The organism is Bacillus sp. EU55, from assembly GCF_038005925.1.
GTDB lineage: Bacteria > Bacillota > Bacilli > Bacillales > Bacillaceae > Bacillus > Bacillus velezensis.
The window spans coordinates 2,325,558-2,339,594 of the sequence record NZ_JBBOUE010000001.1 but is presented as its reverse complement, the minus strand read 5'-3'; the positions used below and the strand labels follow the sequence as shown (position 1 = coordinate 2,339,594).

The 14,037-nt window shown below is 45.1% G+C and carries 17 protein-coding genes; 10 read left to right on the top strand and 7 right to left on the bottom strand.

The window, feature by feature from the left end; translation table 11 throughout:
• The first annotated feature begins 51 nt into the window (after nt 1-51).
• From NYE50_RS11825 to NYE50_RS11815, 3 genes are all read left to right on the top strand, one after another.
• Entirely contained in the window at nt 52-225 is a 174-nt protein-coding gene (locus NYE50_RS11825) for a YozD family protein (protein ID WP_003153696.1), read from the top strand.
• Nucleotides 226-298: 73 nt separating this feature from the next.
• Nucleotides 299-910 (top strand): phosphatase PAP2 family protein, encoded by a 612-nt coding sequence (locus tag NYE50_RS11820; protein ID WP_224988102.1) that lies wholly within the window; start codon nt 299-301, stop codon nt 908-910.
• Nucleotides 911-969: 59 nt separating this feature from the next.
• Nucleotides 970-1,290: a YodL domain-containing protein gene (locus NYE50_RS11815; RefSeq protein ID WP_003153700.1), complete on the top strand. Its 321-nt coding sequence runs from the start codon at nt 970-972 to the stop codon at nt 1,288-1,290.
• A gap of 54 nt (nt 1,291-1,344) precedes the next feature.
• Here the strand turns inward: NYE50_RS11815 and NYE50_RS11810 are convergent, their stop codons facing one another.
• On the bottom strand, nt 1,345-1,470 hold the full coding sequence (locus tag NYE50_RS11810; RefSeq protein ID WP_003153701.1) for a hypothetical protein: 126 nt from the start codon (nt 1,468-1,470) through the stop codon (nt 1,345-1,347).
• 136 nt (nt 1,471-1,606) lie between these two features.
• On the opposite strand from NYE50_RS11810, the gene deoD reads away from it, so the two are divergent.
• A complete protein-coding gene (gene deoD / locus NYE50_RS11805) occupies nt 1,607-2,305 on the top strand; it encodes a purine-nucleoside phosphorylase (protein ID WP_003153702.1) in 699 nt (232 codons plus the stop codon).
• A gap of 83 nt (nt 2,306-2,388) precedes the next feature.
• On the top strand, nt 2,389-3,207 hold the full coding sequence (locus NYE50_RS11800) for a M15 family metallopeptidase (protein ID WP_003153703.1): 819 nt from the start codon (nt 2,389-2,391) through the stop codon (nt 3,205-3,207).
• Nucleotides 3,208-3,250: 43 nt separating this feature from the next.
• Here NYE50_RS11800 and NYE50_RS11795 read toward each other — a convergent pair whose 3' ends face one another.
• Nucleotides 3,251-3,502: a hypothetical protein gene (locus NYE50_RS11795; RefSeq protein WP_007407946.1), complete on the bottom strand. Its 252-nt coding sequence runs from the start codon at nt 3,500-3,502 to the stop codon at nt 3,251-3,253.
• A 92-nt stretch (nt 3,503-3,594) separates the two neighbouring features.
• Entirely contained in the window at nt 3,595-4,296 is a 702-nt protein-coding gene (locus tag NYE50_RS11790) for a class I SAM-dependent methyltransferase (RefSeq protein WP_032873377.1), read from the bottom strand.
• Nucleotides 4,297-4,442: 146 nt separating this feature from the next.
• Here NYE50_RS11790 and ctpA point away from each other — a divergent pair, with 146 nt between their 5' ends.
• Nucleotides 4,443-5,846, top strand: coding sequence for a carboxy-terminal processing protease CtpA (ctpA, locus tag NYE50_RS11785; protein ID WP_224988104.1), 1,404 nt, complete (start codon nt 4,443-4,445; stop codon nt 5,844-5,846).
• Nucleotides 5,847-5,906: 60 nt separating this feature from the next.
• Here the strand turns inward: ctpA and NYE50_RS11780 are convergent, their stop codons facing one another.
• Complete coding sequence (locus NYE50_RS11780) at nt 5,907-6,632, bottom strand: GntR family transcriptional regulator (protein ID WP_060562844.1); 726 nt, start codon at nt 6,630-6,632, stop codon at nt 5,907-5,909.
• 236 nt (nt 6,633-6,868) lie between these two features.
• Here NYE50_RS11780 and bglA point away from each other — a divergent pair, with 236 nt between their 5' ends.
• The gene (bglA, locus tag NYE50_RS11775) at nt 6,869-8,311 is read left to right on the top strand and encodes a 6-phospho-beta-glucosidase BglA (protein WP_061862290.1); all 1,443 of its coding nucleotides are present in this window, start codon (nt 6,869-6,871) and stop codon (nt 8,309-8,311) included.
• A gap of 147 nt (nt 8,312-8,458) precedes the next feature.
• Nucleotides 8,459-9,934 (top strand): glycoside hydrolase family 30 protein, encoded by a 1,476-nt coding sequence (locus NYE50_RS11770; RefSeq protein WP_224988106.1) that lies wholly within the window; start codon nt 8,459-8,461, stop codon nt 9,932-9,934.
• A 33-nt stretch (nt 9,935-9,967) separates the two neighbouring features.
• Here the strand turns inward: NYE50_RS11770 and NYE50_RS11765 are convergent, their stop codons facing one another.
• The gene (locus tag NYE50_RS11765; protein ID WP_007612001.1) at nt 9,968-11,458 is read right to left on the bottom strand and encodes a sodium:solute symporter family protein; all 1,491 of its coding nucleotides are present in this window, start codon (nt 11,456-11,458) and stop codon (nt 9,968-9,970) included.
• Nucleotides 11,458-11,658, bottom strand: coding sequence for a DUF3311 domain-containing protein (locus NYE50_RS11760; protein WP_003153716.1), 201 nt, complete (start codon nt 11,656-11,658; stop codon nt 11,458-11,460). The genes NYE50_RS11765 and NYE50_RS11760 overlap by 1 nt, the downstream gene beginning before the upstream one ends.
• Nucleotides 11,659-11,843: 185 nt before the next feature.
• Between NYE50_RS11760 and NYE50_RS11755 the strand changes: the two genes are divergently transcribed.
• Together NYE50_RS11755 and NYE50_RS11750 are read left to right on the top strand one after the other, a co-directional pair.
• Nucleotides 11,844-12,767 (top strand): ring-cleaving dioxygenase, encoded by a 924-nt coding sequence (locus NYE50_RS11755; protein WP_022553221.1) that lies wholly within the window; start codon nt 11,844-11,846, stop codon nt 12,765-12,767.
• 2 nt (nt 12,768-12,769) lie between these two features.
• Nucleotides 12,770-13,372: an alpha/beta hydrolase gene (locus NYE50_RS11750; protein WP_025649771.1), complete on the top strand. Its 603-nt coding sequence runs from the start codon at nt 12,770-12,772 to the stop codon at nt 13,370-13,372.
• 43 nt (nt 13,373-13,415) lie between these two features.
• On the opposite strand, the gene NYE50_RS11745 is transcribed toward NYE50_RS11750, so the two are convergent.
• A complete protein-coding gene (locus NYE50_RS11745) occupies nt 13,416-14,024 on the bottom strand; it encodes a nitroreductase family protein (RefSeq protein ID WP_003153727.1) in 609 nt (202 codons plus the stop codon).
• Between the last annotated feature and the right edge of the window lie 13 nt (nt 14,025-14,037).

The window sequence follows — 14,037 nt, the reverse complement described above, 5'->3', positions numbered from 1 at the left end:
TATAATTTGAACGGTTTTTTCATAAAACATAAAAAAGGAGGCGGTGTTTGCATGAAAGAAATAGATCTTGTGATTGACACAGAAGAAATAGCTGATTATTTTTACAGTCAGCTTGCTATGCGCGGGTACATACCGAGTGAAGAGGAAATCTTCGAAATAGCCGACATCACCTTTGATTATTTATTAGAAAAATGTATGATAGACGAAGAGCTTGATGAAGACTGAAACTGCGGAACCGAAGTGAAAAAGCTTCGGTTTTTTCAATCGGCTCGGGAGAATGAAACATGGGGGGAAAACGTTGTACAAGCCAGCAAGTCTTTTCGCATTGTTTATTCTGCTCGCAGCAGCGATCCGGATAGAAGCCGTCCGGGCTTTTGATGAGCGCGTGATAGAAGCGGCTGTCAGGATCAGGTCTGCCTGGCTGAATGAATTGATGTTATGGATAACGGAGCTCGGCACGACCGCGGTGCTTTTGCCGCTTCTTCTTTTGACAGGCGCGGCTCTGTATATGTACAAAAAAACGCCGGATGTTGTTTTTTTGCCGCTTCTCTTTCTCATTGAACGGATTGTAAACATAAAAATAAAAGAATTGATTGAAAGAGCCAGACCCGCTTTTGAACCGCTCGTCCATGAAACCTCATACAGTTTTCCGAGCGGCCACTCCATGAATTCGGCAGTGATGTATCCCGTCATCGCTTACTTTTTGATCAAGCATGTTCCGTTTTTTACGAAAAGAAAACGGGCCGTCACCGTCTTTACCGGAGTTCTCGTCATTCTGATCGGACTCAGCAGAATTTATTTGGGCGCGCATTTTCCGACGGATGTCCTTGCCGGATTCAGTCTCGGACTTTGCCTCGTTTCGGCTTTTGCGCTCTTTGACGAAAAGTATCATCCGTTTCGACAAAAATAGAGACAGGAAAAATGAGAAAAAACGCTAATACTATTAAGAAATAAGAGGGAGGGATCTTGATGCTGTTATCGCTGCCCGTGTTTAAAAAAAAGACTTGCGCCTATGATGTGACGATTTTTCAAACACCCCGCTACGGCGAGAAAAAGGGATACAGAGTCGTCTATCGGACAGAGCTGGCCGCTGACAATCATCAAGACGCACTGGAAAGGGCATTTTCTGTTTTTAATGTGCCTGATACGGTCCCAAACGACTATCAAGCCAGATTCATAGCGACCGGAGATGTCATACTCATAGACGAAGGAAGAAAAGGAAAGACCTATTACAGGCTTAACCCTGCGGGATGGAGCAAAATTAACCGGCTGCTCGTCCAGCCGAGGTAAGACGGGGCCGGCTGAATCTTCAGCCGGCTTCCGTATTGTCTGGGAAAGACAGTGTTAAGGCTTCCGTTTAGCGGCGGAATGCTCTTTTCCATGCGCTTCATCAGCTGCAATGACGTCTGAAACGGGCACATGATTGTTCTTTTTCTGGCCGGTCACCCGGTTGCGCTGTTTTTTGCCCATTATGTTCACTCCTTTTTCTTTAGGCTTGTCATCCCGCATATTCTGCCCAAGATCGCCCTGATCATGCTGATGATTGTCTCTTACCGTTATTCAGTGTACAATGGGTGGGAGTTTGAATAGGCAGGAGGAAAAGGAAATGAGTGTACATATAAACGCAGAAAAAGGCCAAATTGCGGATACAGTGCTTTTGCCGGGAGATCCGCTCCGAGCGAAATTTATTGCGGAAACTTATCTTGAAAATGTGGAATGCTATAATGAAGTCAGAGGAATGTACGGATTTACGGGTACATATAACGGCAAAAAAGTATCAGTCCAAGGCACAGGCATGGGTGTTCCGTCTATCTCTATTTATGTGAATGAACTGATTCAAAGCTATGATGTTCAAAACTTAATCAGAGTCGGCTCATGCGGAGCCATCCGTAATGACGTGAAGGTCCGTGACGTGATTTTGGCTATGACGTCTTCAACGGATTCACAGATGAACCGTGTCGCCTTCGGCAGTGTAGATTATGCTCCTTGCGCAGACTTCGAACTGCTTCATAAAGCGTACCAGGAAGCGCAAAAAAACAATCTTCCCGTAGCAGTCGGAAGCGTATTCACCGCCGATCAGTTTTACAATGAAGACTCCCAAATCGAAAAGCTTGCCAGATACGGCGTGCTCGGCGTAGAGATGGAAACGACTGCTTTATATACGCTTGCCGCTAAATACGGCAAAAAAGCGCTGTCTATCCTGACTGTAAGCGATCACGTATTAACGGGAGAAGAAACAACGGCAGAAGAGCGTCAAACGACTTTTCATGATATGATTAAACTGGCGCTGCATACTGTATCGTAAACTTGAGATGAGGGTTATGCTGATTAAAGCAGCCCTCTTCTTTATGCATCGCCCTGATTCAAAAAAAGAAAGGTAAGGGTAAAATGAAGAAATCCACTAAATGGTTCTCGCTCGCTGCCGCTCTCAGCGTAACCGCAATCGTGGGAACCGGCTGCAGCATTTCAGGCGGCGACAGCCACAAGGACACAAAAACAGCAGCTGAAACAAAACAATCCGATGACACATCAAGCAAAAAAACAACGAAGACAGAAAACAGCGATTTTGTATTGGAGAGCAAATATTTTAATGATATTAAAGAAGTGAACGGGCTTGAGACCATTCAAAATCCGACAAATACACTTGCGCTCGTGAATAAGACATACACGCTGCCGGGAGATTATAAACCGAATGATCTCGTGATCCCGAAAGTCGAATTTTCTTTTACTGAGAAAATCGAGAAACGATATATCCGCAAACCTGCCGCCGATGCTTTGGCGGAACTGTTCAGCGCCGGGAAAAAAGAAGGTTATGACCTGGTTGCCGTTTCAGGATACCGCTCTTATGACAGACAGAAAGTGATTTTCGATAATGAAGTCAGTCTGAAAGGTGAAAAAAAGGCGAAAGAAGCCGTCGCATATCCGGGGCAAAGCGAACACCAGACGGGGCTTGCCATGGACATTTCCAGCAAAAGCAACGGATATGAGCTGAATGAAGCGTTCGGAAACACGGCGGACGGCAAATGGGTGAAAGACCATGCGTATGAATACGGCTTTATCATCCGCTATCCTAAAGGCAAAGAAAATGTCACAAAGTATGAGTATGAACCATGGCATTTACGCTATGTAGGCAAAAAAGCGGCAAAAGCCATCCATGACCATCAATTAACGCTTGAAGAATATTTTAATGAAGTAAAGAAAGTGTAATGAGAAGAAGCCCGCTTGAAAAATAGAAAGCGGGCTTTCTTTATTACCAGAAGAGTAAACCTCCAAGCGCAAATCCGGTAATGAAACCAAGGCCGATACCGTAGGCTGCTCCCCAGCCTCCCCAGCCTCCCCAATAGCCGAACCCGTATCCTCTGTGACGGCCGCCGACAGGGGCGATATACACTTTGCTGTTAGTCACCCGTACGATTCTTCCGACGTGGACTCTGCCGTTTCGTTCTGTAATTCTTGCTACTTTTCCCTGGTGCTGCCGGCAAAGATGATAATAGTTTTGCATCTTTTCTCCTCCTATCCAACCTATCTTTCTATGTCAGCTTATGATAGAGTGCGGTAAAAAGGTTGGACGAAAACAGGAGGACAATCGCCGTTTTACTTGTAAGCGACAAAAGCGCAGTGTCCCATATATTCACGGTACGTCTGCATAAGCTCGTAATGAGCCGTTAGCGTATCGTAGTGAACCGGCTGAATAACGGGCGATAAATCCATTTCTGTAGTCGGCTCCTGCGCATTGTTTTCATAGAGAGCGGGAATGAAATCCGCTTTCTGAAAGCCTTGCTGAAGCAATCTCTGTTTCCATGCCGTTTCATCTTGCAATACGGTAAAACCGTAGAAGTCTTTTATCTGCGTGATGGCGTTTTCCGGCATGGGCTTTTGTAAAGCAGCTTCAATGCCGATCAGCATACCCCCGGGTTTAAGGACCCGCAGGATTTCAGACAGCGATGAATCAAGATTTGAAAAGGTGAGAACTGATTCGGAAAGAACGGCGGAAAATTGATTTTCAGCAAACGGAAGCCGCTCAAGCTCCGCCAAATAGCCCGGAATGGTTAAGCCTTCAGCGGCAAATCGCTTTGCTGCTTTTTCAAGCATAAGGGGATCCTTATCAACACAGGTGACGGGGTACAGCAGGTGGCCGAGATAAGCGGCCGTCTGTCCCGTTCCGCAGCCGGCGTCAAGAATCGGTTCGCCAGGAGGAGGAGCCGCTTTTGTGAGAACGGCTTTGGAAAAAGCGAGCCCGCCGGGGTGAGCCCCTCCGACTCCGAATAAGGACAGCATTTCTAAATATTTGCTCAAAGGCCGAATCCTCCTTTTTTCCTCAGCATATGTTGAGAGAAAAGCATAGGTTTGGGTAAACGGGAAAGAAGGGCGCCTCACGTTTGAAGTTGACGAATGAGCGTTCGTCTATGATAATAATGTAAGAATAAAAAGGTGGTGTTTTCTTGAAGCGGCAATTTAAACTGTTTTTTATTATATTGATCACTGCGGTCGCAGCCTCGGCGCTTACGCTGTTTATCACGGGCAATACGACCATTTTCGGACAAGGCTCGGCTGCTTTGACGAACAGCAAATTTGAGAAATTCAATAAAGCCTACGAGCAGATTAAAAGTGATTACTATCAAAAAACAGATGACAGCAAATTAGTAGACGGAGCGATAAAAGGCATGATCAGTTCCCTGGATGATCCATATTCTTCTTATATGGACCCGCAGGAAGGAAAGTCTTTTGAAGAAACAATTTCCGCTTCGTTTGAAGGCATCGGCGCACAAGTGGAAGAAAAGGACGGCAGCATCCTGATCGTATCGCCGATTAAAGGGTCACCCGCGGAAAAAGCGGGGGTTAAACCGAATGACCAGATCTTGAAGGTCAACGGCAAAAGCGTTAAAGGCCTTAATGTAAACGAAGCCGTCGCATTAATCCGCGGCAAAAAGGGAACAAACGTCAAGCTTGTGCTGCACAGAGCGGGTGTCGGCGATCTGAACCTGTCGATCAAACGTGACACCATTCCGGTTGAAACGGTGTACTCTGAAATGAAAAAAGGAGACATCGGCGAAATCCAAATCACATCCTTCTCCGAATCGACGGCAAAAGAGCTGAATTCAGCCATTAACAGCCTCGAAAAACAAGGAGCGAAAGGATACATTCTCGATTTAAGGGGCAACCCGGGCGGACTGATGGATGAAGCCATCAAAATGAGCAACATGTTTATCGATAAAGGTAAAAATATCATGCAGGTCGAATACAAAGACGGCACGAAAGAGGTCATGAAAGCGACGAAAGAGCGCAAAGTGACAAAACCGACAGTCGTCCTCGTCAATGACGGCACCGCGAGCGCCGCGGAAATCATGTCGGCTGCGCTGCATGAATCATCGGGCATTCCGCTGATCGGCGAGAAAACGTTCGGAAAAGGAACCGTGCAGACGGCAAAAGATTACAGCGACGGTTCTACCGTTAAGCTGACAATCGCAAAATGGCTGACAGCGGACGGAGAGTGGATTCATAAAAAAGGCATCAAACCGCAATATCAGGTTAAGCTTCCTGAATATGCGAACCTGCCGTATTTAGATGCGAAAAAAACATACAAATACGGGGATTCCGGAACCACCGTCACCAATGCGCAAAAAATGCTGAAAGCGCTGGGGTACAGCGTGAAAGTAAACGGCACGTATGATAAAGCATTTGAACAAGCCGTTAAACAATTCCAAGCAAAAGAGAAACTGAAACAAACAGGCATTGTAACGGGAGACACAACGGCAAAATTGATGACGGATCTGCAAAAACAGCTTGCGGACAACGATACACAAATGAAAAAAGCCGTTGAAACATTAAATAAGAATATGAAATAGTAAAAAACACCCGATGCGTCGCTCGCGCATTGGGTGTTTTTTGTTTGCGAAAAGCCCGTCTTATGTCGTTTCCTGTTCAAAAAGGTGGCTGTTCGCCTGAATGAAAAACTGTGATTGCTCATAGTGATAGGTGACTTTTGAGTAGTCAAACGGCTGGCCGTTGGTTAAATGAAAAATCGTTTCAACGCAAAGCTTAGGCGCTCCTGTAAACAGACCTAAGTACTCCGCTTCTTCCTCATTTAACATCCCCGCGTACAGATATAAATCTGAAAAACCGCGCTTTAACCCGAGACCTTCTCTAATATAATCAAATATTGATTCTGCCACGATCTCTTTATTCAAATACGTAATAATCGATTTGTTGTAAAATGACTCTTCGATACACAATGTCAGCCCGTCAATATATCGGATTCTCTTGACATAATACACGTCGCCGTCAGGCGGCATATTCAGATTTTGGGCAGCCTCAGGCGTGGGTTTTCTCACTTCCAGAGCTAATAATTTGGAAGTGACATTAAAATCTTCAAGTGATTCTTTAAATCCCTGATTAGAAAGCAGACTGATATACCCTTTTCTTTTATTCCGTCTGACAAAAATGCCGCTTCCCCTCACTTGAAACACAATCCCCTTTTTTTCTAATAAATCCAAGGACTTGGTGATCGTGCTTTTGCTCACGTTAAACCGGCTCATTAAGGTTTGCAGCACAGGCAGTTTATCCCCTTGCTGCAGCTGATGTTCTTCTATGTATTTTTCAATATCTATCGCGATTTGCTGGTATTTTAACATATACATTCCTCATTCATTTATTGTCCCGCTTCTTTCAGAATTATAGCATAATCGTTTTTAAAAGCCATTTCGTAAATTAACTATAATTGTTTATGTATTGATAAATTATACCGGTACAATTATAATGTAAACGTATAATATGAAAATAAAGGCAGGAATTCTTCTGCACTATCGAAGCGGCTGCAGTGCATTTATTCGGCATGCAAGCGGCAGTCAAATAAAGGAGGATATAAACGATGGGGACATTGCCAAAAGATTTTTTATGGGGAGGCGCTCTCGCCGCCCACCAATTTGAAGGGGGATGGAATAAAGGCGGCAAGGGGCCGAGTGTAGTGGACGTCATGACGGCAGGCGCGCATGGTGTGCCCCGGAAAATAACAGATACAATTGAAGAGCGGGAATTTTATCCGAATCATGAAGCGATCGATTTTTATCATCGTTATAAAGAGGACATCGCATTATTCAGCGAGCTGGGTCTGAAATGTTTAAGAACGTCCATCGGCTGGAGCAGAATTTTTCCTAAAGGTGATGAAGCCGAGCCCAATGAGGAAGGATTGGCTTTTTACGACCGGGTGTTTGATGAATTGCTGAAACATGGGATTGAACCGGTAATCACGCTGTCACATTTTGAGATGCCGCTGCATTTGGCGAGGGAATACGGCGGTTTCAGAAACAGAAAAACAGTCGGATTTTTTGTGAAATTCGCTGAAGTGTGTTTTGAACGCTATAAACATAAGGTGAAGTATTGGATGACGTTTAACGAAATCAATAATAAGATGGATGTGAATAATCCGATCTTTTTATGGACGAACTCAGGCGTCGCCGTTAAAGAAAACGAAAACGCAAAAGAAGTCATGTATCAGGCCGGCCATCACGAACTGCTGGCAAGCGCATTGGCTGTTTCGAAGGGAAGGAAAATCAATCCCGAGTTCAGGATCGGCGCGATGGTATCACATGTCCCGATTTACCCGTACTCATCTCACCCCGATGATGTGATGCTGGCTGAAGAAACGATGAGACAGCGTTTTTTCTTCCCGGACGTGCAGGTTCGCGGATATTATCCAAGCTATGCGTTAAAAGAATTTGAAAGAGAAGGCTATCAGATACACTTTGAAGACGGTGATGAAGAGATTTTGAAAAACGGCCGGGTGGACTACCTCGGATTCAGCTATTACATGTCTACAACCGTAAAAAGTGATGTATCAAACGATAATACCGGGGATGTCGTAAACGGAGGATTGCCAAACGGCGTGGAAAATCCTTATATTACAGCGAGTGATTGGGGCTGGGCGATTGACCCGACCGGTTTACGGTACACATTAAACCGCTTATACGACCGCTACCAGATTCCATTATTTATCGTGGAAAACGGATTCGGCGCCATCGACACATTAGAAGAGGACGGTTCAATTCATGACGCAGCAAGAATTGAATATTTATCGTCACATATAAAAGCTTTGAAAAAAGCAATCACATATGATGGTGTGGATGTAATGGGCTATACACCATGGGGAATTATTGATATCGTGTCATTTACAACCGGAGAAATGAAAAAACGCTACGGCATGATTTATGTTGATCGGGATAATGAAGGCAACGGTTCAATGAGGCGGCTTAAGAAAGACTCATTTGAATGGTATAAAAAAGTGATTGAAACAAACGGCTCATATGTATCCTAAAGGTGTAAAAAGGGAAGGCTTCACCGTTGTGTGAAGCCGGCTTTTTATCAGTAATTTTGAAAGCGCATTCATTCAAGCGGGAAGGAGGTGACTGTCCGGCTTTTCATTTAGGATCGCTTATAAAAATAAGGAAAGGGATGGTGGTTCATGTTTTTTAAAAAAGGTCTGCACATGACGCTGGTTTTTCTTATGTTTTTCTTTTTCATATCAAGCAGCATGACCGAAGTGTATGCGGCTGATCGGAAGGCTTCAGACAAAAACAAAGTAAGGGTGTGGTTCAGTTCTGAAAAAGATCCGGCTTCCTGTACGTGGTATGACGGGCCGCAGGAAGTGAAATACGCCTTAGACGAACAAACACCGCTTACATTGACAAAAAAGAAGACTTCTGACTCCGCCGCCGTGTATATTGATCCGTCGCGCCGCTATCAAAGTGTGTTAGGCGTAGGATCGTCCTTGGAAGAATCCACAATCCATAATTTATCAAAAATGACACCCGCAAAAAGAAAAGTAGTGCTGAAAAAACTCGTTGATCCCAAAGATGGTATCGGCATGGACGTTATGCGCATAACGATCGGGACATCTGATTTTACGGCACAGGAATTTTATACGTATGATGATATGCCTGAAGGGCAAACAGATCCTAAGCTCCGTCATTTCTCGATCCAAAAGGATATTGATTTACACATTACAGCAACCATCAAGGAAGCGCTGGAGATAAATCCGGAACTGAAAATCATTGCCTCACCGTGGAGCCCACCGGCTTGGATGAAAACGAATGAAAACCTTAAGCGGGGAAAGCTGAAAGATAAATATATCGGCGAACTGGCCGTTTACTTCCGCAAATTTATTGAGGCGTACGAAAAGCAAGGAATTCCGATTTATGCCATGACCCTTCAAAATGAACCTTTGCTGGAAATCGACTATCCGAGCATGTATATGCCGCCGTCTCAGCAGCGCAAACTGGCACTGGCCTTAAAAAAAGAAATGAAAAAACACGTAATTGACACGAAAATTTGGATTTATGATCACAATGCGAGCGGGGCGTGGAACTATATTCCGCCGATTTTAGATGATAAAAAAGGAAACCGGGCGGCAGACGGCATCGCTTTTCACGATTATGACGGTGACCTTTCCGTCATGTCGGAGATCGGAAAGAGATATCCTGATCAATCTATTCACTTAACGGAGCGGTCTGTCTGGGGGACGGCAGGGGCGGACCGGATCGCGCAGTATTTCCGCAACGGCGCGTCGAGCTACAATGCGTGGGTGACGATGCTCGACAGTCAAATCAAGACGCATCATTGGATAGGCACCCCAGACCCGACGCTGTTTATTCAGGATGCTAAAAACCCTGACCGCTATTGGAATATCCCGATCTTTCATATGACAGGCAACTTTTCAAAATTTATCGACCGGGGAGCAAAGCGGATAGAAAGTAATTACGGCTCCAAAAACACAGTCTCGAATGTATCGTTCCTTAATCCTGATCAATCCATTGTGACAGTCGTAATCAACCAGACATCCGCCGACCAAAAATTCCATGTCGTTTCAGAAAATCGGCAGTTTGAAGCCGTCATCCCGGCTAAAACCGTGGCTACCTACAAATGGAAGCAAAAAAAGTAAAAACCGGCACATTTACGTGCCGGCTTCTTTCTGTTAAGCGCCTTTTTGGTTCAGTTGATCAGAAGGCGCTTTATTGAATAAACCGTCTTTGACGGCGTTTGAAGCCGCTTTTTTTACAAAAAACGGGTTAAGGATAATAACGGCTGCCATGTTAGCGGTCAAACCCCAAAAGCCTTCATATATACCGTGGGCGGATTGGGTGATATTTACCGTGAATGTCACGATAAGACCGACGAGAAGACCGATAATTGTCGCTTCTTTCGTTTGATTCTTCCAAAACAGACTGACGGCGATAGCCGGAAAGATCTGAACCATGCCGGAAACACCGAGAAGCTGAAGGGTAACGAGCGCAGTCGGGAACAGCATGCCGAATAAAAGCGCGAGCCCGATCACGACAAATACCATTGAACGGGTGATCATCGTCAGCTTGCTTGGTGACACATTCGGGTGAATCAAATCCCGATATAAGTTATTCGCAAATAAGTTTGATGCTCCGATGGCCATGATAGAGCAGGGAATCAATGACGCAAGGGCAATCGTGGAGTAAGCAAAGCCCTGCGCGACCCCGCCGTAAGACGTTTGAATCAGTTTCAATAAAGCGAGCCGCGGATTGGTATCTTCCGGCAGGACAAGAAACGCGATAAAGCCGAGAAAAATAACAAGAATCAAAACAATATTATAAAGCGGCAGAAACATGCTGTTTTTGCGGACGGCATCTGCGCTTTTTGCCGTAAATACGCCGGTTGCCGCATGCGCCCACATAAAGAGCGCCAGCGCAGATACGATGGAAGCTGTGATAAACCAAGGAATTCCTTTCGGCCCCGAGTCCGGGATCGTCAGCATTTGCGGCGCTTTTTCAGCCAAAGTGTGAATCATCGGCGTCCAGCCGTGAAAATGGATCAGCGGGAGTGAGACGACCATAAACAGCATAATCACCCACACGAGAATGTCTTTAATAATCGCCGTAAACGTCGGCCCTTTAATTCCGCTGAAAAAAGTATACAGCGCTACAAGAATAAAAGAGATGATGACGACCATATTGACATTAATGACACCCGTTCCGGCCACCTGAAGCGTATCTTGAATTCCGCTCAACTGGAGACAAATATAAGGAATGAGCATAAGAACGCCGACAATGGCGACAAGACTGGCCAAAAGTTTACTGTCAAAACGCTCACGGGCATAATCGGCAAGCGTCGTTAATTTGTGTATTTTTGCCACTTTCCACAGCTTCGGCAGAAAGAAATAAGCGATAAAATACGCCAAAACAGAATACGGGATTGCAAAAAAAGCAACGCTTCCCCCTGTGTAGGCTGTGCTTGTTAAGCCTAAAAACGTATAAGCCGTATAAAGATCCGCGCCGACTAAAAACCAGACGAGGAGCCCCCCGAACCGTCTGCCGCCGACAGACCATTCCTCAACAGAAGTGCGTGATGATTTGTCTCTCCCGGCTATAAAGCCGATGCAGACAACGGTTAAAACGATGATGGCTGTAATGATCAATGCTGTTATATTTGCGGGCATCAGTCCAGTCCTCCTTGTTTCTTCTGCAGCCTATAAATAAGAAACGAACATAATGGAGTGACTGCGATCCATAAAAGCAGCCAGAAATGAAAAAAAGGCAGCCCGATAATGATCGGATGAACCCGATTAGCGACTGACAGCAGGGCCAGCTGGCTGAAAGGGATTAAGATGAGAACGAAAATTAGTGCTTTTCTGACCATTTACTTTCCTCCTGAAACTTGATAATGCTCCTTATCATAGCAGGTGTCAGATAAGATCACAAGATATTTTTCAGAAAAAAAAGAATTCTATTACTTTTTTAACTGAAACACTTTAGTTGCATCTTCATTCATATTAAATTAGAATAGTTAATATCTCGAAATCAAGATATTTAGGAGTGAATACATTGAATACACAAGGATTGCACCATGTTACCGCATTTGCAAAAGATCCTGCTGAAAATCTTCGGTTTTATACTGAAGTGCTGGGTTTGCGGCTCGTTAAAAAAACCGTTAATTTTGACGACCCGGCCACTTATCACTTTTATTTCGGCAACCAAAACGGAGAGCCGGGCACGATCATTACATTTTTTCCTTTTCAGGGAAGCCGCCCGGGAACCGTGGGAAAAGGGCAGGCCGGAAGAATTTATTTCTCCGTGCCGAAAGGAGCACTCGCGTTTTGGAAGCGCCGGCTTGAAGAAAACGGCTTGTCTGTAAAAGAGCAGATCATACTGTCTGAACAAGTGCTTCTCTTTAATGATACAGAAGACCTGCCGCTTGCCATAATGGAAGATGAAAGAAGCGGACAGAGTGAATGGACGCCTTCGGGCATTACTGAAAAAGAAGCGATCACAGGCATGAGAGGTGTTCTTTTGTACTCGTACCGTCCTGAAGCAACCATTCAATTTCTCATAGAACGCTTCGGTTATTCAAAGACAGGAGAAGAAAATCAGATTGTCAGGCTGCAATCGGAGGCCCGGATCGGACATATTATAGATGTTGATCTCGCGCCGAAAGAAGCAGGTATCGGCGGTTACGGGACAGTCCATCATGTCGCTTTCCGCACTACCGAAAAAGAGCAGGCGGAGTGGAAGGACATTCTTGCTGCTTCTCATCTTGCTTCATCTGACATTCTTGACAGGTCTTACTTTACTTCAATCTATTTCAGAGAAAGCGGCGGCATTTTATTTGAAATGGCAACCGATGAACCGGGCTTTATGACGGATGAATCCTTTGAAAATCTCGGAACAGAGCTGAAGCTTCCGGAATGGCTGGAAGAGCATCGCAGCCAGATTACAGCTGTTCTGCCCAAAATGGAGAAAGGAGAATGATGATGAAACATGTGTTTGAACAGGGGACGTCAGAAAATGTTCTGCTGCTTTTGCACGGAACGGGGGGGAATGAACATGATCTTCTGTCGCTCGGACGTTTTATCGATCCGAAAGCAAGTTTGCTCGGGGTCAGAGGATCAGTGTCGGAAAACGGCATGCCCCGTTTTTTTAAGCGGCTGAAAGAAGGCGTATTTGACGAGAAAGATTTAATTGAACGGACGGAAGAATTAAAGAATTTTATTGATGAAGCGGCGCAAATGTACGGATTCAGCAGAGAAAACGTGATTGCTGCCGGCTATTCAAACGGCGCCAATATTGCAGCAAGTCTTTTGTTTCATTATAAAGATGTACTGAAAGGAGCGGTTCTGCATCATCCGATGGTGCCGATACGCGGAGTGAAGCTGCCTGATATGAAAGGGATGCCTGTGTTTATCGGTGCGGGAAAACGCGATCCCCTATGTACAAAAGAAGAATCGGAGGAGCTTTATCAGTATCTGACAGATGCTCATGCATCCGTTTCTCTTGTTTGGCAGGAGGGCGGTCATCAGCTCACACAGCAGGAAGCAGAGCAGGCGAGAACCTGGTACAGTGAGCGATTCCTATAAAAAACCCTTAGTCTGCTTAAGCGGACTAAGGGTTTCTTTCATCTTACAGCCAAGTTGACACTTTAGATACAGGCAGCCGGTTGCTTTTATGCGCCGGCTTAACGGCTTTGCCGATTGAAATCAGCATGACGGGCACGAAACGCTCGCTCACGTCGAATTCTTTAACGAATTGCTCTTTATTGAATCCGCCGATCGCGCAAGTGTCGTAGCCTTTTGCTTTAGCGGCAAGCATCAGCTGCATCGCTGCTAAAGAAGCGTTTAAAAATGCTGAATCACGGGCAAACTGATCATTTTGGTATGCGCCGTTAATCTGGCCTAAAAGCGTTTGTTTAATCTCTTCTGTGATATTGCCTTGCTCAGCCAGTTCAGCATAAACGTCTTCACCATTTTCATTTGCTTTTAAATCGCCTAATACGGCAATAACTGCTGATGAATCAATAATCTGTTTTTGATTAAAAGCAACCGGAAGCAGGGCAGCTTTTGCTTCATCACTGTGAAAGACTTGAAAATGCCAATGCTGAAGGTTCCAGGCGGAAGGCGCTTGCGTTGTGATTTCAAGGAGTTCTGTTAATTCCTCTTTTGTAATGACCGCGTCTTTATCGTATTCTTTAACAGATGCGCGTTCCTTTAAAACGTCTAATACGGATGTCATCATGTTTCCTCCT

What these genes read in the sequence shown, in the direction of transcription:
- NYE50_RS11825 (WP_003153696.1), top strand. Translation starts at nt 52, where the DNA reads ATGAAAGAAATAGATCTTGTGATTGACACAGAAGAAATAGCTGATTAT.
- NYE50_RS11815 (WP_003153700.1), top strand. Translation starts at nt 970, where the DNA reads ATGCTGTTATCGCTGCCCGTGTTTAAAAAAAAGACTTGCGCCTATGAT.
- NYE50_RS11810 (WP_003153701.1), bottom strand. Translation starts at nt 1,470, where the DNA reads ATGGGCAAAAAACAGCGCAACCGGGTGACCGGCCAGAAAAAGAACAAT.
- deoD (WP_003153702.1), top strand. Translation starts at nt 1,607, where the DNA reads ATGAGTGTACATATAAACGCAGAAAAAGGCCAAATTGCGGATACAGTG.
- NYE50_RS11800 (WP_003153703.1), top strand. Translation starts at nt 2,389, where the DNA reads ATGAAGAAATCCACTAAATGGTTCTCGCTCGCTGCCGCTCTCAGCGTA.
- NYE50_RS11795 (WP_007407946.1), bottom strand. Translation starts at nt 3,502, where the DNA reads ATGCAAAACTATTATCATCTTTGCCGGCAGCACCAGGGAAAAGTAGCA.
- NYE50_RS11780 (WP_060562844.1), bottom strand. Translation starts at nt 6,632, where the DNA reads ATGTTAAAATACCAGCAAATCGCGATAGATATTGAAAAATACATAGAA.
- bglA (WP_061862290.1), top strand. Translation starts at nt 6,869, where the DNA reads ATGGGGACATTGCCAAAAGATTTTTTATGGGGAGGCGCTCTCGCCGCC.
- NYE50_RS11770 (WP_224988106.1), top strand. Translation starts at nt 8,459, where the DNA reads ATGTTTTTTAAAAAAGGTCTGCACATGACGCTGGTTTTTCTTATGTTT.
- NYE50_RS11765 (WP_007612001.1), bottom strand. Translation starts at nt 11,458, where the DNA reads ATGCCCGCAAATATAACAGCATTGATCATTACAGCCATCATCGTTTTA.
- NYE50_RS11760 (WP_003153716.1), bottom strand. Translation starts at nt 11,658, where the DNA reads ATGGTCAGAAAAGCACTAATTTTCGTTCTCATCTTAATCCCTTTCAGC.
- NYE50_RS11750 (WP_025649771.1), top strand. Translation starts at nt 12,770, where the DNA reads ATGAAACATGTGTTTGAACAGGGGACGTCAGAAAATGTTCTGCTGCTT.
- NYE50_RS11745 (WP_003153727.1), bottom strand. Translation starts at nt 14,024, where the DNA reads ATGACATCCGTATTAGACGTTTTAAAGGAACGCGCATCTGTTAAAGAA.